We start from the raw sequence: 19,309 nt of genomic DNA on the forward strand, positions 1-19,309 counted from the left end.
AAGACGATTCATTGTCTTTTTGGGCCGTTTTGATTATTGTACCTGGTTATTGTTGGGTGGCATTGCAGGTTGTCCTTGTGCGGGTGCAAATGCATTTAACATTTGTTGCATATCTTGTTGGACAAGTTGTGGCATCTGATAATAATGGTGCTTATTTTGATAAATCGAAAGCTCGTAAGCCATTTCAATACAGTTTGGTACAGAGTCAGCTAGTACACGTCGGACGACAGGATTTGTTGTTTCCGTAGCGGCCGTGGTTTTGGCGGATGCACCGGCTTTCGCAGCGCCAAGTAAAAAACCGGAAATAAGTTCGTCTGAAACTTCCGCAACAGATTGTATTGGTTTTTTCGGTGGTGACTGCTTTAGCCCGTAGACGAAGTCATTGCCTTCCTTCATTTCATAGCGTCCCGTGTGTTGGGAAGGGTCTTTTCCTGTTGTAAATGCATCAACGGTTATATTGTATTCGTTCAACCTAAAACGATATTGGCGATCTAATATATCAAGTAACTCAGGGTCTTTTACATGAGGCCGAAATAATAGTGCTTGATCTAAAGCGGCGATTGTTCCGGAAAGTGCCTCGTGCACATCAAATACTTCATGGCCACCATGATTCATTTGCTGTGAAACACTTCCTGTTTGCATATTTTGATGTGTTTGATTGTGCTCTTGAAATGGATTTTGCGTCAATTCCCGACTCCTCCTAAATAATAAGTTTTTTGCACCTTAATTAGTATGGGTTTAGAAATTGAAGCCATTCACTTTTAAGTTATATTAAAATATGGAAAATAAAAAGAAGCCAAGGAATATCTCTCGACTTCTGATAGAAAATATAATATTATTCTTTATTGATATAGTTGAGAATTGCTTGATAAGACTCTAAATCGGGGTTAAACAACAGGGCCGGTAGAAAAGCAAAAGAAACTAATAGTAGTAGGTTTGCCCCAAGAAATGCCCGAACCATATTTTTGATTTTCATAAATATCCCATCCCTCTAAAAGTAATTTTTCAACCGAAAATCATAACATAGCTCATTTAAATGCTGAAACGATTGAATAGTTTGATAATACATGGTTTGTTTATAAAAGAAAAGCATTTTTTTGAAAAATAGTCTACTTTATTAATTTTTCGGAAAAATAGACTATAAATTGTTAATATTCCATCAATTATAATTGTAATGTCATACTATGCGACGCATCTTTAATAAATCCAAAAGAATTGAATAATATTTTGAACCTTTTGATTATGAATTCCATTAAGCTATTAATTGTATGCATAATAAACAAAGGATAAAAGTAAGCTTAGTAGGAGAGTATTTTTTACAATGAAAGGCAGATGATGAATTTGCAAATTCATGTTGTTCAAAGAGGACAGAGTTTGTATGGTATCTCACAAGCTTATGGAATAACATATCAGGAAATTGCTAAAGTGAATGAAATACCTGACCCTACTCGTCTAGTCATTGGGCAAGCGCTAGTCATACCGATAACGGGAAATTATCATTTGGTTCGTCCGGGAGAATCCCTTTATAGCATATCTAAGTTGTATGGGATGACTCCCAGTGAACTTGCAAGAATCAACGGTATATCTACTACCCAAACGCTCCAAGTGGGGCAACGCCTTTATATTCCACAGGGGACGAAACCTGTAACTGAGGCTTTGCTTTATGTTGAGCCGCGTACGCCAGTAACTGAAGTGATGGTCCAAGAAGTAAGAAACAGGGTGGGTTCACTTACGTATCTCGCCATGTTCAGTTATCAAGCGAATCGTGACGGCTCATTAACGGAACCATCTACGAATGACATATTAACTATCGCTAGTTCCGCTGGAGCCGCCAACGCAATGGTTATTAGTAATTTGGAAGATTTCCAATTTAGCGCAGATCTTGCACATGCGATATTTACAAATGATGCGGCACAAAATCAGTTGTTCGGAAATGTGATTCAAATTGCAAATGATCAGGGATTTAAAGATATCCATTTTGATTTTGAATTGTTATATCCCGAGGATCGTGAACTTTATAATAATTTTCTTAGAAAAGCAAGGGACCGATTTCACCAAGCTGGTCTTACCATTTCAACTGCAGTCGCTCCAAAAACAAGCGATGTAACAACAGGTATATATGGAGCCCATGACTATGCGGCAATCGGGGAAATTGTGGATTTTGTCGCTTTAATGACGTATGAATGGGGATTTACGTACAGCATGCCCCAAGCGGTCAGTCCAATAGGCCCTGTTCGTAGTGTTGTAGAGTACGCGGTATCGCAGATTCCAAGGGAGAAAGTTTACTTGGGGCAAAATTTATATGGATACGATTGGGGAACGCCTTTTCCTCCGCAGGGCGGTGCGGCGGCTAAAGCGGTTAGTCCACAACAAGCAATTGCAATCGCGTTACAAGAAAACGCAGTGATTCAATATAACTACCAAGCGCAAGCCCCTTTCTTCCAATATTACGATGATACGGGAGCATTCCATGAAGTGTGGTTTGAAGATGCGCGTAGCATTCAAGCGAAATTTGATTTGATGAAAGAATTTAAATTACGCGGAATTATGTATTGGAAATTAGGTTTAGCATTCCCACAAAATTGGTTGTTGTTGAATGATAACTTCACGATTAAGAAAATAACATGACAAGTGGAAACGGGTTCTAAGGAATTCTCTTTTCAAACATATATCATCGTACCCCGTGTTCTCAAGATACGGGGTATTCAATCTGGTATAATATATATAGAATCATTAAGGAGCTGATCATTTTTGATAAAAACGATTATTTTTGATTTGGATGATACGCTATTGTGGGACAAAAAAAGTGTGGCAACTGCATTTCAGTTAACATGCGAAAAAGCAGCAGAAACTTATGAACTCAACCCTTCGGAACTTGAGGAGGCAGTTAGGTCTGAAGCTAGGGCGTTGTATGCAACATACGATACATACGAATTCACTCAAATGATAGGCATTAACCCCTTTGAGGGCTTATGGGGGACGTTTGACGACGAAGGAGAATCCTTTCAACAGATGAAAGAAATTGTTCCTGAATATCGCAAGGAAGCATGGACAAGGGGACTGAAGCGTCTCGGAATTGAAGATAGTGAACTCGGTAAAGAATTGGCAGAGCTTTTCCCTGAGAACCGTAAGAAAAGTCCATTTCTATATGAAGAAACGTTTAAAATCCTTGACCTGTTAAAGGGCAAATTTAAATTGGCTTTATTGACAAATGGCTCACCGAGTTTACAACAAACAAAGTTGACAATTACACCCGAAATTGCACCTTATTTTGATCATATTATTATTTCGGGCGCATTTGGTAAAGGAAAACCCGACCAATCCATTTTTGATTATACCTTGGCCCAATGTGATGCAAAACGAGAAGAGACTCTTATGGTAGGCGATAATTTAATGACAGATATTTTGGGGGCGTCACGGGTAGGAATACCTTCTGTTTGGATTAATCGAGAAAACAATAAGTCCCATCCAGACATTAAACCGACCTACGAAATTGATCATCTAGACCAACTGATTTCAATTTTATAACAAAAACAAAAGGCCTCCCAAAATGGAGGCCTTTTTGCTTTTACAGATCAATTGCTATAACGTCAAGAATGTCTTTAATCTTTTTTAAATTATTAACGTTTTCTTCTTCAACATGGTTATCGACAGTTAGCATCATGATTGCATTGCCACCAACTGTTGAACGACCTACTTGCATTGTTGCGATATTAATATTTTCTTTTGCAAGCAATGTTCCTACATGTCCGATTGCACCCGGTTGGTCAATATGTTTAATGAATAGCAAGTGGCCTTCCGGAGAGACGTCAACAAGATTATCATCGACTTTCACAATGCGAGCACCTAAACCGTTAAGTAACGTACCAGCAACGCGCCTTATTCCGCTCGTTGTCGTTATTTCGACAGTGATTAAATTTGAAAATCCTTTTGAAGTCGTTGACTTATGCTCATTTACTTTAATGCCGAAACGGTCTGCTAAATAGCGAGCGTTGACGTCGTTTACATGATCGCCAAGATTACGTTTCAACAGGCCTTTCATCGTATTACGTGTTAACGGACGAACGTCAGATTCAGCAAGTTCCCCTGAGTAATAAATATTTACTTCTTCGACAACATTTTTCGTTAAACGGGACAGAAATACACCAAGTTTTTCTACTAGGTCAAAGAATGGTTCGACTTTCGCTAACGCTTCTTTAGACAAAGAAGGAAGATTTACAGGGTTACGGACTGAACCACCATTTAAAAAGTTGACAACATCTTTACTGACATCGATTGCAACACTTTCTTGGGCCTCAATCGTACTAGCACCTAGATGCGGAGTCGCAATGACTTCGGGAAGTGTCAAAAGCTTATGATCAAGGAACGGTTCCGTTTCAAAAACGTCAAGCGCGGCTCCAGCGACTTTTTTCGCAACAATCGCATTATACAAAGCGTCTTCATCAATGATGCCGCCACGTGCGCAATTGACGATCTGTACGCCGTCTTTCATCATTTCAAATGCTTCTTTATTGAGTAAGTGCTTTGTTTCCTTCATTAAAGGTGTGTGTACAGTGATGAAGTCGGCTGCTTTTAAGACTTCTTCAATTGTACCTGCTGTTATACCTAACTTTTTAGCTTTGTCTTCGGTTAAGAATGGATCGTAAGCGATGATGCTCATCCGTTGACCTTTTGCGCGCGCCGCGACTTCAGCACCAATACGACCAAGGCCTACGACACCAAGTGTTTTGTTTTTTAACTCCACACCAATGAATGATTTGCGATCCCATTGGCCATTTTTCAACGAGTTAAACGCTTGTGGAATTTTCCGAGCAAGTGCCATAAGCATAGCCATTGTATGTTCAGCGGCGGAGTTCGTGTTGCCATCCGGTGCATTCACGACAATGATTCCACGTTCCGTAGCTGCATCCAAATCAATGTTATCTACACCGACTCCCGCACGACCAATAATTTTCAAATTTGTTCCTTTTTCAATGATGTCACGTGTTACTTGTGTTTGGCTTCGTACGAGTAGTGCGTCATACTCGTGAATTTTATTGGCAAGTTCCTCGGGTGTGTTAGTCGTATCGATGACAATATTCAAACCTTCTGCTTGTCTTAACGGAAAAATTCCATCTTCACTTAGCGGGTCGCTTATTAATATATTGAAAGTCATTTATACAATTGCTCCTTCTTTTAAATAGATTTGTTGTGCAGCTGCTACGCCTTTACCTAATTCAATCTCTTTTCCAATCATTTTCAAACCGATTTCCATTGCGCCAAGCGTTTGTAAAATATCTGCTGGCGAGCAATAGCCCATATGGCCGATTCGGAATATTTTTCCGCTTAAATGTTGTTGTCCACCCGCAATAGTAAGACCGAATTGTTGTTTGATCACTTTCCTAAATGCTTCCGCATCGAAGTCATCCGGTTGAACAGCTGTTACGGTCGGGGATGCAAATGCATCACTCGTCAATAGTGGAATATCTAACGCTTTAAATGCAGCTCGCGTCATGTTCATCATCAATTGATGTCTTGCATAAACTTGTTCCAGACCTTCATCTTCTATTAACTGAAGAACTTGTTCCAGTCCGAATAATAAAGACAGGGCAGGTGTGAAGGGTGTTGTATCTTTTAGTAAGTTATCACGGTACTTTTTCAAATCTAAATAAAATCGGGGTTGCTCATTTGTTTCAATCACGTTCCATGCACGCTCACTTGCAGCTACGAAAGTAAGTCCAGCAGGGAGCATGAATGCTTTTTGAGAACCCGTCACCATTAGGTCGATTCCCCATTCATCCATCTTCGTTTCAACGCCACCGACACATGAGACACCGTCAATGACAATTAGTGCGTCTGACACTTCACGAACGGCTTCAGCAAGTTCTTTTATCGGGTTCAAGATGCCTGTTGACGTTTCACAATATGTAGAAAAGACGGCTTTAATTTCTGGGTGATTTTGTACAAATTGTTTGACGTTAGCAGGGTTTAACGCTTGACCCCATTCGACGTCGAGTTGGTGGGTTTTAATATTGTAAGCTTCACATATTTTAGTAAAGCGTTCACCAAACGCACCTGTAACAATAACTAATACTTCATCACCTGGTTGAACGATATTGACAACCGCGGTTTCTAAACCAGCCGTTCCGCTTCCAGTAATCATGGCAACCTCTTGAGATGTACCGAAAACCTTTTTTAGTCTTGGTCCGATACTTTTAATCATTTGTGAGGTTTCTTGTCCGCGGTGGCCAATCATTGGTTGACTCATCGCTCTTTGGACGCTCGGTGGAATAGGGCTCGGGCCTGGGATTCTAAGTATTTGCTGATCTTGTAACATAATCATTCTCCTCCTAATTTTTAAAAATGAAAAAAGCCTTCCTCCCCTTACAAAATTAATTGTAAGGGGCGAAAAGCTTGAATACTCACGCGGTACCACCCTTATTTGCCAATTCAACATGTGAATTAGCCTTGGTTAGCATGCGTAACGTGCATGGGGCGGATAAGTCTACTTAAAGTTCAACTTATCTATTCAGGAGTGCTACATTACGACGAAACCACTGATTTTCACCAACCATCAGCTCTCTTAAGATTTCAAAACATATTGTTTGTCTCCATCCAAATAGTTAAAATATTATTGAATTAAGACCCATCATACCAAAGGGAAAAGAAATGTCAAAGGTTTTTCTGAAATTGTTAACGAAACTTTCACCTTCGTCACAGAGTTGTGAATATATTTTGAAATAGTTCTTTTGGTGTTGTATTTATTCCCTTTTTCGTATAAAATACAAAGACTATACAAAATTATTCTGAAATTTGTGCATACGATTATTCAGAGAGAGTCATAGGATTCTCTTTTTTTATTTTCAAGAGGGGACTGATAGCGAATTGACAAACTTAAATGACGTCACTAAAGACGCGAAAAAATTGGCGAATGATTATGTCCACGAAGTATATGAGCTGATTAAAAAAAGGAACTCGGATGAGACGGAATTTTTGCAAGCAACGAGAGAGATTTTTGATTCGCTTCGACCGGTATTTTCTTTGCATCCCGAATATATATCGAACGGTATACTGGAACGTCTCACCGAACCGGATCGAATTATTACATTTCGTGTGGCATGGGAAGATGACCAAGGAAAAGTACATGTGAACCGGGGATACCGTGTTCAATTTAATAGTGACTTAGGTCCATATAAAGGTGGAATACGATTCCATCCATCCGTGAATACGAGTATTATGAAGTTTCTTGCTTTCGAACAAACATTTAAAAACTCGTTAACGGGTCAACCGATTGGTGGCGGTAAAGGCGGCGCCGATTTTGATCCGAAGGGAAAATCAGAGCGGGAAATTATGCGTTTTGCGCAAAGTTTCATGACTGAGTTAAGTAAATACATCGGTTCGGATGTGGACGTACCTGCTGGCGATATTGGCGTTGGTAGAAGAGAAATTGGTTATATGTTCGGACAATACAATCGTTTAAAAGGCGGTTATGAAGCCGGCGTTTTCACTGGAAAAGATCCGAATCACGGGGGAAGTCTTGGGCGAAAAGAAGCAACGGGCTACGGTACTGTATATTTTGTTGAAGAAATGTTGAAAGAAAAAGGGCTTAGCTTTGCCGGAAGTAAAGTGATTGTTTCTGGTTCGGGAAACGTTTCGACGTATGCGATGGAAAAAGCAATGCAATTAGGTGCAAAGGTAATTGCTTGTAGTGATTCAAGTGGCTATATTTACGATGAAAACGGTATTAATTTAAAAACGATCAAGTATTTAAAAGAAGAAAACAACTTGCGTATACGTGACTATTTAAAGGAGCACCCTGAAGCCGAGTTTAACGAGGATTGTTCAAAAATTTGGTCGATTCCATGTGATATTGCGCTTCCTTGCGCAACTCAAAATGAAATTGACGAAAAAGCGGCTCGCCTTCTTGTTGCTAACTCGGTAAAAGCAATTGGTGAAGGTGCGAATATGCCTTGTACGAAAGAAGCGGTCGTAAGATTTGTTGAAAATGAAGTTTTATTTGCCCCCGCAAAAGCTGCTAATGCTGGCGGTGTAGCGGTGTCAGCTATGGAAATGTCACAAAATAGTATGCGACTTAGTTGGACTGAAGAAGAAGTCGATGAAAAACTCCAACAAATCATGAAAAATATATATATTAGTTGTTTGAATGCTGCTAGGGATTATGGCCGTCCAGGGAATTTAATTATTGGTGCAAACATTGCAGGATTTCTAAAAGTTGCAAACGCAATGGTAGCCCATGGTGTTCGATGAATAATAAGATAAGGTTTTTGCTGATTGCCGGCAAAAACCTTTTTTTATTGTTTCGGCTTCGGCGACCAATCTGTTTTATCACTTCGCCTTATACTCATAGTGCCTTATTTAGGTCGGCAGAAAGAAGCCCTTCTGACAAATTTCGGCGCTTTGTGGATGCCTCTTCAACTGCCCGCTATTTTTTAAAAAAACAAACAAAAGTATTGCAGTTTCCTTTCAATGTGTTATTATAAAAATACTAGTAATTGCATAAATATACACATGGTATTCGGAAGGGGATATTTATTATGACAAACAAAAAAGTAGTATTAGCATATTCAGGTGGTCTAGATACATCAGTAGCGGTTCAATGGCTAACTGATCAGGGGTACGCGGTAGTTGCATGTTGTTTAGACGTTGGTGAAGGGAAAAACTTAAAAGAAATCCAAGAAAAAGCGATCCAAGCTGGAGCGGTTAATAGTTACGTAATAGATGCAAAAGAAGAGTATGCAAATGAGTATGTTTTGCTAGCTTTGCAAGCACATGCCTATTATGAAGATAAATACCCGCTTGTATCAGCACTATCCCGTCCACTTATTTCTAAAAAACTCGTAGAAATTGCTGAAAAAGAAAACGCAACGGCTGTCGCACATGGCTGCACAGGAAAAGGAAACGACCAAGTTCGTTTTGAAGTTGCTATTAAAGCATTGAATCCTTCGCTTGAAGTGATTGCACCTGTACGTGATTGGGCATGGTCTCGTGAAGAAGAAATTGAGTATGCTAAAGAAAAAAAAATACCTATCCCTATTAATCTTGATAGCCCATACTCAATCGACCAAAACCTTTGGGGACGTAGTAATGAGTGTGGAATTCTTGAAGACCCGTGGGCGACACCTCCTGAAGGTGCTTACGGCCTAACAGTTGCAATTGCAGACGCACCGGATACACCAGAAATAATTGAGATAGAATTTAAGAAAGGAGTTCCCGTTAGTGTAGACGGTAAGAAATATAAACTAAGTGAACTCATTCTTCACTTGAACGATATCGCGGGGAAGCACGGCATCGGCAGAATCGACCACGTTGAAAACCGTCTTGTCGGTATTAAATCACGAGAAGTGTATGAATGCCCGGGTGCAATTACTCTTCTTAAAGCACATAAAGAGTTGGAAGATCTGACACTTGTAAAAGACATCGCTCACTTTAAGCCTGTCGTTGCTAAGAAACTAACAGAACTTATTTACGATGGACTTTGGTTCTCACCGCTTAAAAGTGCGTTGGAAGCATTTCTAAAAGACACACAGCAATATGTAAACGGTACAGTCCGCGTAAAACTATTCAAAGGTCACGCAATCGTTGAAGGGAGAAAATCACCAAACTCGCTTTACAATGAAAAACTTGCAACATATACAGCCGAAGATGCATTCGACCAATCAGCAGCAGTCGGTTTCATTAAGCTTTGGGGTTTGCCTACCGAGATTCACAGCATGATCCATAAAGAAAAAGAAGATGCTAAGAACTGAAGGGTCTTTAAGGATATAAAAAAATATCCCGAATCAATGTCATTCTAAAAGTGACTAGATTCGGGGGATTGGTCTTTCTTATTTATTCATATTTACTATTTTCATCTAATGAGTTTGTATAGATGGAATAGAAAACCTATTAATCTAATATGCTTTGATCCTTGACAAAGGTACTGGATGCGTATTATGATTATTCCAACAACTCCATAAAATTATCAAGAGAAGCTAAGGGACTGGCCCGATGAAGCTTCAGCAACCTCTGCATAGCAGGAAGGTGCTAAGTCCAGCAAGAGTAACTTCTTGGAAGATAAGAGTAGTAGCCCATATGTGCTCATCCCTCTTTTCTATCGAAAAGAGGGATTTTTTTATGAAAAAATAGAAGGAAAATAGAGGGGAATGGTAATAAATGAGTAAAATTGTAATTATATCTGGTAGCCCATCAACTACATCGCGAACGGATCTTGTATTAAGATTTGTAGAGTCTTTATTACATAAAAAAGGTTTTTCTGTCGACTATATTTCAGTACCCGATTTGCCACCTGAAGATTTAGTATACGCCCGTTTCGAAAGCCCAGCGATTAAAAAGGTCGTCGAGCTAATAGAAAATGCGGATGGAATTATAATTGGCTCTCCTGTATACAAAGCTTCTTTTACAGGTGTGCTCAAATCGCTACTAGATTTGTTACCAGAAGATGCATTTAGGGATAAGCCTGTATTGCCATTTATGGTCGGCGGTAGCAGTGCTCATTTACTGGCAATCGAATTTTCTTTGAAACCAATCATTAATAATCTAAAAGGAATTTCTACACAAGGGATTTACTTCGTAGATTCGTTGATAGATAAAGAAAATAGTGATAATCCCATTAAAGAAACAGATTGCGAATTGCGATTACAAACACAACTACAGGAATTAATAAATGCGATTGAAACAAAAAAACGTATAACAAAACTAGAGCTAAGCTTGGTTTGATAAATAAATGTATTCATAACACGGAAAGTAGGGGTGCAACCATGACAAAAAAAGAATGTATTTAAATGCATTTGAAATGAATTGTGCGGGGTTCCAGTCACACGGATTGTGGAGACATCCGGAAAATCATCCCGCGAAACAAGTGAAGCGGGTAGCATTAACCCAATAAAAGTAAAAATGAAAAAGCTTGTGCCCAGGAATTTTATATCCAGGTACAAGCTTTCTATCTACTTATAATTATCTATGGGAATCCTTGATTCAGATCAAACTATTTATTGCATGAAACGTCGGTTGTTGTTTATCAAACGTAGCGATATGTTTAAACCCGATGGATTGGAGTAGCTGAAGTGATTCTCTAAATTGAAAGGCTAAATCAGATACTCGATGTGCATCGGATCCGAGCGTAATAATTTCACCGCCGCATTGTTTATAAAGCTTTAAAATATCTTCACTTGGTAACGCGTTTGCCATTCCATAACGGACTCCAGAAGTGTTTAATTCAATTCCTTTTCCATCCGGAATAATGACTTCGAACATTTCGCGTAAAATATCGTGAAAGCTATTCTCACAATCTTTTAACGAATATCGCTTCACAAGATCTACATGACCAAGAACGGAAAACTTTTTATAGTTTTTAACGCAGTATAGCAATTCGTCATAATAGACTTGGTATGCTTCTTCAAGTGTTTTATTCTTAAATAATTCACCGTAATGCAGAGCTTTTTTTTCAGTTGTATGCATAGAACAAATAATAAAATCAAACGAATGATTGTTCATTAGTTCCTCATACTTATGTAAAATATGGGGTTGGACACCAATCTCAATCCCTTTTTTAATACAAATACGTTCTTCGTATTTCATCTGTAATTCTGTTATCTTTTTACTGTAGGCGCCCAAATCTAAGTCGAAAATAATAGAATCATCGGGATATTCATAATCGATATGTTCCGTAAAACAGATTTCCGTTAATCCTTTGTCGATGGCTCCATTAACCATTTCTTCCATTGAAACCGAGCAATCCGCCGAGAAGTCGCTATGCATATGAAAATCAAACATGAAAAATTAGCCCCCTATAGTATTGACATATTACATTTTCAGTATTATAGTACTAAATAACTTCACTCTAGTAAAGTGTTAAAGTAAAAGGTTGAAAGGTGGTTCGTTACTAAGTGTATATTGATTATAAATTGAATGACGAAAATGTCAAAGAATTCGAAAAGCAGGAACGAATTATTAAAACGATTAACAGACGCTTTCTCACATATGGATATAAACGCATTAAAACATCAACATTTGAACAATATGACTTGTATTCAAAAGTAAGAAGTTCCATTAATCAAAATGAAATGATTAAGATAATCGATCGCACGGGAGAAGTATTAGTATTACGGCCTGATGTGACGATTCCAATTACACGAAAATTGGCTGAAGACGTTTTAGACTTATCTACCGAACTACGTTATTTCTACGTACAAGACGTATTTCGCCAACCATTCGATAAACTAAAAGAAATTGAAAGTACGCAAGCGGGTGTTGAATACTTTTGTGAAAGTTCACCTGAGGCAGATGCAGAAGTAATCGCTCTTGCGTGTCATACATTAAGAGATTTAGGATTCGGCGATATAAAAATTGAAATCGGCCATGCAGGATTTTTCAAAGAACTTGTCGAACAAACCCAATTGAACGATATTCAATTAAAACAACTTGAAACGATGATTCAAGCAAAGAACGTTGTAGATATCGAAGCATTTCTTCGTGGGTTATCGATTGAAGACAGTCTAAGAAACGCCATTGAAATGATTCCATTTCTATACGGAAATCCTACAGAAGTCAGTGAAAGAGCGAAAAAAATTGCATTAACGGACAAAATGAATGAAAAACTCAACTACTTGACAAATGTGTATGAAATTTTAAAAGTGTACGGATTAGCAAACAATATTGTTATGGATTTAGGGCTCATTAATCATATGGGGTATTACTCGGACGTCATCTTTCAAGGATTTGTAGAGAAATACGGAAAACCTGTATTAATGGGTGGCAGATATGATCAGTTAGGAAACGAGTTCGGCGCGAATTTGCCAGCGATTGGATTTGCTTGCGAGATTGAGTCGCTTGTAGAAGCTTCGTCAAACCTAGAAGTATCTTCACGTATTCCAATCGATGTAAAAGTACTTTACGATATGTCATGTCTTGGGCAGTCGATTACGATTGCAAATGAATTACGCGAGAGAAATTACAGTGTACTGTCCTTTCCAAAAGGGAAAGAACAAGTGGATTCGCAACAAAGTATTTATAGCATCCGAATCGAGCAAAACGAGCAGACATTTCATTACAAAGGGAAAACGAGTTCTTTTTCAAGTATTAATGAATTGATGAATTTGCTTATAAGGGCTAAGGGAGATGTATGAATGAGTTATTTAACATTAGCAATCGGATCAGGGCGTACAGCGAAAAAAGCGATGGAGTTGCTTGAAAAGGCTGGTATCGTATTCCCCGATTATCATAGCAAAAGTCGAAAGCTAGTCATCTTCGACCAAGAAAATGCCATTAAATTAATCTTCGTCAAAGCTGTAGATTTACCTACATATGTAGAAAAAGGAGCAGCGGACATCGGGATTATTGGAAAAGATACGATTATGGAAGAACAACCTGATGTCTATGAATTATTAGATTTAGGTATTGGAAAATGTAAAGTTGTAGTCGCTGGATTCGGTGAAAGCAATAGTAATAAAAAAATAGTAACTGTTGCTTCAAAATATCCAGCAATTACACAATCCTTTTTTGATGAAAAAGGGGTACGTATCGAAATAATTAAGTTAAATGGCTCGATTGAACTAGCCCCGCTTATTGGCATGTCTGATGTCATTGTCGATATTGTAGAGACAGGTACTACATTGAAACAAAACGGATTAATTATCCTAGACGAAATTGCGGATGTCAGCGCAAGACTAATTGTGAACAAGGCAAGTTATGCGACGAAGACTAATCGAGTTCAACAATTTATTACTGATTTAAAAGCAGTATTGGAGTGATGAAATTGAGAATTTTGACAGCTGAACAATATACTAATGAAGATAAACAATCTAACGAACAAAACAATGAAGAACTAGACCGTACAGTCCTTCAAATAATTGCCGAAGTTCGAAAAAACGGTGACAAAGCACTTATTAAATTTACTGAACAATTTGACGACGTGCGTTTAGAAAATTTAATCGTCACACAAGAAGAGTTCGAAGAAGCCCAGTCACTTGTTACGACTGAATTTATCGAAGCGATTCAAAAAGCGAAACAAAACATCACTGCATTTCATGAAGTGCAAAAAGAACAATCGTGGTTTATAAATGGTGAAAATGGTGTGTTGCTTGGACAGAAAGTGACAGCGTTAAATAGAGTAGGCATCTATGTACCGGGAGGAAAAGCATCATACCCTTCAACGGTCTTAATGAATGCTATTCCAGCGAAAATTGCAGGTGTTTCGAACATCGTCATGACAACTCCGGTACAGTCCGATGGGAAGATTAACCCACATGTACTTGTAGCCGCTGCGGAAGCGGGAGTGGATGTCGTCTATAAAGTAGGTGGAGCCCAAGCAATCGCCGCATTAGCGTATGGCACGGAAACGGTGCGTAAAGTAGTGAAAATTGTTGGTCCGGGCAATGCGTATGTAGCACGTGCGAAAAAATGGGTTTACGGTGAAGTTGCAATTGATATGATTGCCGGACCTAGTGAAATATGTGTAGTTGCAGATGACACGGCTATACCAAGCTTTGTAGCAGCCGACTTACTATCCCAAGCAGAACATGATGAACGTGCAACGGCACTTTGTATTACGACGAGCAGTGCGTTTGCTGAGAGCCTACAAGTAGAAGTCGAAAAACAAATGGTGAGTTTAGACCGGAAAACGATTATTGAACAATCAATCCGAGATAACGGACGGATTATTGTTGTCGAATCATTGGAGGAAGCATTTCAGCTAGTAAACGAACTTGCCCCTGAACATTTACAACTGATGATTGAAAATCCGTTGGAACACATGCAATCTATTCAAAATGCAGGGGCAATATTTTTAGGGAACTATTCCCCAGAAGCTTTAGGAGATTACGTTGCTGGGCCGAATCACACACTTCCAACGAGTGGAACGGCAGCATTTTCATCACCACTTGGCGTGTATGATTTTATGAAGAAATCAAGTATTATTCACTACACAAAACAAGCATTACAAGATGTATCTAACGAAATCATAACGTTAGCGAATGCAGAAGGCTTATCGGCCCATGCAAATTCGATTCAAATACGAAAGGCGGACGACTAACAGTGCGTAAAAATAGTATTTCAAGAACAACTGCTGAAACATCGATTGAAATGGATTTTTCCATTGATGGAACTGGAGAAACAATAATTGAAACAGGTGTTGGATTTTTGGATCATATGTTGACGTTATTTACAAAGCACGGTCTGTTTGATTTATCAGTCCGTTGTGATGGGGATATCGAAGTCGACCAGCATCATACAGTTGAAGATATTGGAATTGTATTAGGGCAAGCATTTTATGAAAGTATTGGAACAAAAGAAGGCATTGACCGGTATGCAACGATTTCGATTCCGATGGATGAGGCATTGTCTACGGTGTCAATTGACATTAGCGGTCGACCATTTTTAGTTTATAATGTCGAAGGACTAAAAGATAAGGTAGGAGATTTCGATACAGAATTGGTGGAGGAATTTTTCCAAGCGTTTGTCAGTCATGCGAAAGTGACGTTACATATCAATTTGCAGTATGGAAAAAATAGCCACCATATTATCGAATCTATTTTCAAAGCATTCGGGCGCGCATTAAATGCAGCGAGTACGATTAACCCAAATGTTAAAGGAATCCCGTCGACAAAGGGAATGCTCTGACTTTGAGGTGAATATTGAGCATCATAGCGTGTTAGAAGGACTAGTAGGACGTACTTTATAAAAAGGATTTGTTATATTTCACTGTTGATTGGAGCGGAAAGCGTCCGCCTGGAACGGAAATCAACAGTATAATTTAACAGCGCCTATAAAAAGGAGATATATTCATGATTCTTTTTCCAGCAATTGATATACGTAATGGCAACTGTGTTCGACTGATTCAAGGTGATTATAACAAAGAAATTGTCTATGGTGATTCGCCAACGGATATGGCGTTGGAGTGGCAAAGACAAGGTGCCGAGTACTTGCACCTTATCGATTTAGACGGCGCAAAGTCGGGAAATTCATCCAATCGTGAGGCCATTCAAGCGGTTGCGAAGGCAGTTTCAATCCCTGTTCAAGTTGGTGGGGGCATCCGTTCAATGGAAATCATTGATGCTCATATTGAAAGTGGTGTTAGTCGGGTAATTATCGGAACAGCCGCAATTAGTGACAAAGTATTTTTAAAAGAAGCCGTCGAAAAATACGGCGATAAAATTGCCGTATCAATTGATGCACGAAACGGTTTCGTCGCAACAGATGGTTGGACGGAAACGAGTGACGTGCAAGCAATAGATCTTCTGAAAGAGTTGGAAAAGTTGGGCGTGAAAACAGTTATTTATACAGATATATTTAAAGACGGTATGATGCAAGGCCCGAATTTCGAAGAGTTGGACGCGGTGAATAGAGCATCGTCAATCGATGTGATTGCTTCAGGTGGTGTGTCAACTGAAGGCAATATTAAACAATTAAAGACGATGGATTTATACGGTGCAATTATCGGGAAAGCATTATATGACGGCAATTTATCCTTAGAAAAACTAATGGGGGATGACAATAATGGGAAATAAACGAATCATACCATGTTTAGATGTCGACAAAGGACGAGTTGTAAAAGGTAAAAGGTTTCAAAATATCGAAGATGTGGCAGATCCCCTAGAACTAGCGAAAAAGTATGTACAAGACGGTGCCGATGAGCTCGTATTTTACGATATTACCGCATCCACCGAAAACAGAAGTTTATTTTTGGATGCAGTTGAAAAAATCGCAAAAGAAGTGCCGATTCCATTCACAGTTGGTGGTGGAATCCGAACGCTTCAAGATATTCAAAATGTTTTGGATGCAGGCGCTGATAAAGTATCGATTAATAGCATTGCAGTAGAGGATCCATCGATTATTCAACAAGCTTCCGAAAAGTTTGGATCAGACAAAATTATTTTATCGATGGACGTACAAAAAGTTGGACCTTCAAAATGGTCAATCTTTGTAAGGGGCGGCAATAAAGATACAGGAATGGATGCAATCGAGTGGGCTGTACGAGGCGAACAGTTAGGCGCGGGTGAACTTGTAGTAAACAGCATCGATGGTGATGGTGTTAAGGACGGCTATGACGTTGAGTTGCTCCGAACGATTGCGGAAGCGGTTAACATTCCTATTGTGGCAAGTGGGGGAGCAGGAACGAAAGAACATTTTGTGACGGTTTTAACAGAAGGAAAATCGGATGCGGCTCTCGCGGCTTCTGTGTTCCATTACGGTGAAATTAATATTACTGAACTTAAAAAGTATTTACAGTCGGAAAATATCCCAATTAAGGAATGATTGATGATGACTATACAAATTGAATCGATTTCGTTTGATGAAAAAGGGTTAATTCCCGCGATTGTTCAAGATGATAAAACAGGGAAAGTACTCATGCTTGCTTATATGAATAAAGAAGCGTTAGAAAAAACAATTGAAACGAAAGAAACATGGTTTTTCAGCAGGTCACGACAAGAATTATGGAATAAAGGGGCAACTTCAGGAAACGGTCAAACCGTCAACAGTCTATCGTTAGATTGCGACAGTGATGCGATTTTAGTACAGGTTACTCCGATGGGGCCGGCTTGTCATACAGGCGAAGAAACTTGTTTTGACAATAAGAAATCTGAGGGAGAAACGTCGAACCGCGCAATTATTCAAGAGCTAATTGTAGAGATTAAAAATCGTCGTTCGAATCCTATCGAAGGTTCATACACGTCGTACTTATTCCGAGAAGGTATCGATAAAGTGCTGAAAAAAGTTGGCGAAGAGTCAAGCGAAGTTATTATCGGCGCAAAAAATGAAGACAAAGAAGAACTAACAAGTGAGTTGGCGGACTTAACATATCATACGCTTGTGCTCATGGAAATTGCTGGTGTAAGCATAGAAGATGTGAAAAAAGAATTAGTTAAAAGAAGCTCAAAAAGCGAAGTGGTTCCGGGTGAGTAAATTTTGGAGCCAGATGGCAAAGCGGGCGGAACCGTATGTGCCGGGAGAACAACTTGAACAAGTAGACTTGATCAAGTTAAATACGAATGAAAATCCGTATCCACCAAGTCCAAAAGTGTTAGCTGTGATTGAAGAAGAATTAAAAGGAAAGTTGCATTTATATCCTTCTCCGACAGCAGATAATCTTAGACAAACAATAGGGGATTATTATAATTTGAGTGCGAATGAGGTATTTATCGGTAACGGATCTGATGAAGTATTGGCATTTTCGTTCATGGCATTTTTTGAACCGGGTGAACCAATCCGATTTCCTGAAGTGACATATAGCTTCTATCCAGTGTATGCGAAATTATTTGATATTCCATTTGAAGAAATTGCTCTAAAGGATGATTTTAGCATAGACGCGGAAGATTACTTCCAATCTAAAGGTGGTGTCATACTACCGAATCCAAACGCGCCAACAAGCTTATACGTCGGAATTGATCATATTGAAGCGATTATTAAGAACAATCCAACTCAAGTTGTCATTATTGACGAGGCGTATGTGGACTTTGCGGCGCAATCTGCGGCAAGCTTAGTTCGGAAATATGACAATGTGCTCGTTGTTCAAACAACTTCAAAATCGCGGTCGTTGGCGGGTCTACGTGTTGGTTTCGCACTAGGGAACAGTTCGCTAATTGATGCGCTAATACGCATGAAGGACTCCTTTAACTCGTATACAATCGATCGTCTCGCACTTGTTGGAGCGCAGGCGGCGTTTGAGGATAAAGCGCATTTTCAAAAGGCAACCGAACGAATTATCTCAACCCGTGAAGGTGTAATGGAAAAAATGCGACTTCTTGGTTTTGATGTTTTACCTTCGCAGGCCAACTTCGTATTTGCAACACATCCAATGTATTTAGCGAAGTGGCTCTATACCGAGTTAAAAAAAGAAGGCATTCTTGTTAGACATTTCGATAAACAACCGATTGATAACTATTTACGCATTACAATCGGGACAGATGATCAGATGGAAAAGTTTTTTTCGAAACTTCATGAAATTATCAATATCTAAACGCCGCAGCTTATCGTAATCTTTATGCGATAAGCCGCGGCGTTTCTTGTATAATTGTCCGGTTATTACGTAATGGAGAATAATGGTCAAATGGTATAAATTTTTCTTAACTTCCTGAACCTTATTATTTTCAAGGATCAAGGGTTCAGTTTATTCTGAAAATGTTATACGCGAAATAGAGAAATAGTTTATAATGAATATAGTACTTTTGAATGAAGATAAGGGCGTTTTGTATGGTTTCACGGTCTGACAGAAATGATAATTCAGTCAGACATACACATAAATATGAAACAGTGTTTACTGCAATTAATTGGGAGGTGGACTCGTACAAGCGCAACTAATTCGAAAAACATAAAA

18 protein-coding genes, 1 riboswitch and 1 other annotated feature are annotated in these 19,309 nt (G+C 39.0%); of the genes, 13 read left to right on the forward strand and 5 right to left on the reverse strand.

What is annotated here, in order from left to right; genetic code table 11:
• Positions 1-33 precede the first annotated feature (33 nt).
• Together KSU66_RS04950 and KSU66_RS04955 are read right to left on the reverse strand one after the other, a co-directional pair.
• Complete coding sequence (locus KSU66_RS04950) at positions 34-687, reverse strand: spore coat protein (RefSeq protein ID WP_269050310.1); 654 nt, start codon at positions 685-687, stop codon at positions 34-36.
• 148 nt (positions 688-835) lie between these two features.
• Positions 836-976, reverse strand: a complete 141-nt coding sequence (locus KSU66_RS04955; RefSeq protein WP_269050311.1) for a hypothetical protein — start codon at positions 974-976, stop codon at positions 836-838.
• 365 nt (positions 977-1,341) lie between these two features.
• Between KSU66_RS04955 and KSU66_RS04960 the strand changes: the two genes are divergently transcribed.
• Positions 1,342-2,628, forward strand: a complete 1,287-nt coding sequence (locus KSU66_RS04960; protein WP_269050563.1) for a LysM peptidoglycan-binding domain-containing protein — start codon at positions 1,342-1,344, stop codon at positions 2,626-2,628.
• A 123-nt stretch (positions 2,629-2,751) separates the two neighbouring features.
• A complete protein-coding gene (locus KSU66_RS04965) occupies positions 2,752-3,528 on the forward strand; it encodes an HAD family hydrolase (RefSeq protein ID WP_269050312.1) in 777 nt (258 codons plus the stop codon).
• 40 nt (positions 3,529-3,568) lie between these two features.
• Here the strand turns inward: KSU66_RS04965 and serA are convergent, their stop codons facing one another.
• Complete coding sequence (serA, locus tag KSU66_RS04970; protein ID WP_269050313.1) at positions 3,569-5,155, reverse strand: phosphoglycerate dehydrogenase; 1,587 nt, start codon at positions 5,153-5,155, stop codon at positions 3,569-3,571.
• Entirely contained in the window at positions 5,156-6,316 is a 1,161-nt protein-coding gene (locus tag KSU66_RS04975; protein ID WP_269050314.1) for a pyridoxal-phosphate-dependent aminotransferase family protein, read from the reverse strand.
• 61 nt (positions 6,317-6,377) lie between these two features.
• Positions 6,378-6,606 (reverse strand) — a binding site (T-box leader).
• 258 nt (positions 6,607-6,864) lie between these two features.
• On the opposite strand from KSU66_RS04975, the gene gdhA reads away from it, so the two are divergent.
• The 3 genes from gdhA (at position 6,865) to ssuE (ending at position 10,716) form a co-directional block, all read left to right on the forward strand.
• Positions 6,865-8,247: an NADP-specific glutamate dehydrogenase gene (gene gdhA / locus KSU66_RS04980; protein WP_269050315.1), complete on the forward strand. Its 1,383-nt coding sequence runs from the start codon at positions 6,865-6,867 to the stop codon at positions 8,245-8,247.
• 287 nt (positions 8,248-8,534) lie between these two features.
• On the forward strand, positions 8,535-9,746 hold the full coding sequence (locus tag KSU66_RS04985) for an argininosuccinate synthase (protein WP_269050316.1): 1,212 nt from the start codon (positions 8,535-8,537) through the stop codon (positions 9,744-9,746).
• A 209-nt stretch (positions 9,747-9,955) separates the two neighbouring features.
• A riboswitch (SAM riboswitch) is annotated at positions 9,956-10,060 on the forward strand.
• 92 nt (positions 10,061-10,152) lie between these two features.
• Positions 10,153-10,716 carry an NADPH-dependent FMN reductase gene (ssuE, locus tag KSU66_RS04990; protein ID WP_269050317.1) on the forward strand — a complete coding sequence of 188 codons (564 nt, stop codon included), beginning with the start codon at positions 10,153-10,155 and terminating at the stop codon, positions 10,714-10,716.
• A gap of 258 nt (positions 10,717-10,974) precedes the next feature.
• Here the strand turns inward: ssuE and KSU66_RS04995 are convergent, their stop codons facing one another.
• Positions 10,975-11,772 carry a histidinol-phosphatase HisJ family protein gene (locus KSU66_RS04995; RefSeq protein ID WP_269050318.1) on the reverse strand — a complete coding sequence of 266 codons (798 nt, stop codon included), beginning with the start codon at positions 11,770-11,772 and terminating at the stop codon, positions 10,975-10,977.
• Between the two features lie 113 nt (positions 11,773-11,885).
• On the opposite strand from KSU66_RS04995, the gene hisZ reads away from it, so the two are divergent.
• The 8 genes from hisZ (at position 11,886) to hisC (ending at position 18,952) form a co-directional block, all read left to right on the forward strand.
• A complete protein-coding gene (gene hisZ, locus KSU66_RS05000) occupies positions 11,886-13,124 on the forward strand; it encodes an ATP phosphoribosyltransferase regulatory subunit (protein ID WP_269050319.1) in 1,239 nt (412 codons plus the stop codon).
• Entirely contained in the window at positions 13,125-13,748 is a 624-nt protein-coding gene (gene hisG / locus KSU66_RS05005) for an ATP phosphoribosyltransferase (RefSeq protein ID WP_269050320.1), read from the forward strand.
• A 5-nt stretch (positions 13,749-13,753) separates the two neighbouring features.
• The gene (hisD, locus tag KSU66_RS05010) at positions 13,754-15,028 is read left to right on the forward strand and encodes a histidinol dehydrogenase (RefSeq protein ID WP_269050321.1); all 1,275 of its coding nucleotides are present in this window, start codon (positions 13,754-13,756) and stop codon (positions 15,026-15,028) included.
• 2 nt (positions 15,029-15,030) lie between these two features.
• Complete coding sequence (gene hisB, locus KSU66_RS05015; RefSeq protein WP_269050322.1) at positions 15,031-15,615, forward strand: imidazoleglycerol-phosphate dehydratase HisB; 585 nt, start codon at positions 15,031-15,033, stop codon at positions 15,613-15,615.
• A gap of 164 nt (positions 15,616-15,779) precedes the next feature.
• On the forward strand, positions 15,780-16,502 hold the full coding sequence (gene hisA / locus KSU66_RS05020) for a 1-(5-phosphoribosyl)-5-[(5-phosphoribosylamino)methylideneamino]imidazole-4-carboxamide isomerase (protein ID WP_269050323.1): 723 nt from the start codon (positions 15,780-15,782) through the stop codon (positions 16,500-16,502).
• On the forward strand, positions 16,492-17,250 hold the full coding sequence (gene hisF, locus KSU66_RS05025; RefSeq protein ID WP_269050324.1) for an imidazole glycerol phosphate synthase subunit HisF: 759 nt from the start codon (positions 16,492-16,494) through the stop codon (positions 17,248-17,250). Before hisA ends, hisF begins: the two co-directional genes overlap by 11 nt.
• Before the next feature lie 6 nt (positions 17,251-17,256).
• Positions 17,257-17,898: a bifunctional phosphoribosyl-AMP cyclohydrolase/phosphoribosyl-ATP diphosphatase HisIE gene (gene hisIE / locus KSU66_RS05030; protein ID WP_443028937.1), complete on the forward strand. Its 642-nt coding sequence runs from the start codon at positions 17,257-17,259 to the stop codon at positions 17,896-17,898.
• A complete protein-coding gene (gene hisC / locus KSU66_RS05035) occupies positions 17,891-18,952 on the forward strand; it encodes a histidinol-phosphate transaminase (RefSeq protein ID WP_269050326.1) in 1,062 nt (353 codons plus the stop codon). Before hisIE ends, hisC begins: the two co-directional genes overlap by 8 nt.
• The last annotated feature ends 357 nt before the right edge of the window (positions 18,953-19,309 follow it).

This window comes from Sporosarcina sp. G11-34 (genome assembly GCF_026931025.1).

Bases quoted from the DNA above. Each gene is read 5' to 3' on its own strand.
- hisG (WP_269050320.1), top strand. From the start codon at position 13,125: ATGAGTTATTTAACATTAGCAATCGGATCAGGGCGTACAGCGAAAAAA.
- serA (WP_269050313.1), bottom strand. From the start codon at position 5,155: ATGACTTTCAATATATTAATAAGCGACCCGCTAAGTGAAGATGGAATT.
- ssuE (WP_269050317.1), top strand. From the start codon at position 10,153: ATGAGTAAAATTGTAATTATATCTGGTAGCCCATCAACTACATCGCGA.
- KSU66_RS04995 (WP_269050318.1), bottom strand. From the start codon at position 11,772: ATGTTTGATTTTCATATGCATAGCGACTTCTCGGCGGATTGCTCGGTT.
- hisIE (WP_443028937.1), top strand. From the start codon at position 17,257: ATGACTATACAAATTGAATCGATTTCGTTTGATGAAAAAGGGTTAATT.
- hisA (WP_269050323.1), top strand. From the start codon at position 15,780: ATGATTCTTTTTCCAGCAATTGATATACGTAATGGCAACTGTGTTCGA.
- KSU66_RS04975 (WP_269050314.1), bottom strand. From the start codon at position 6,316: ATGTTACAAGATCAGCAAATACTTAGAATCCCAGGCCCGAGCCCTATT.
- KSU66_RS04985 (WP_269050316.1), top strand. From the start codon at position 8,535: ATGACAAACAAAAAAGTAGTATTAGCATATTCAGGTGGTCTAGATACA.
- KSU66_RS04955 (WP_269050311.1), bottom strand. From the start codon at position 976: ATGAAAATCAAAAATATGGTTCGGGCATTTCTTGGGGCAAACCTACTA.
- hisF (WP_269050324.1), top strand. From the start codon at position 16,492: ATGGGAAATAAACGAATCATACCATGTTTAGATGTCGACAAAGGACGA.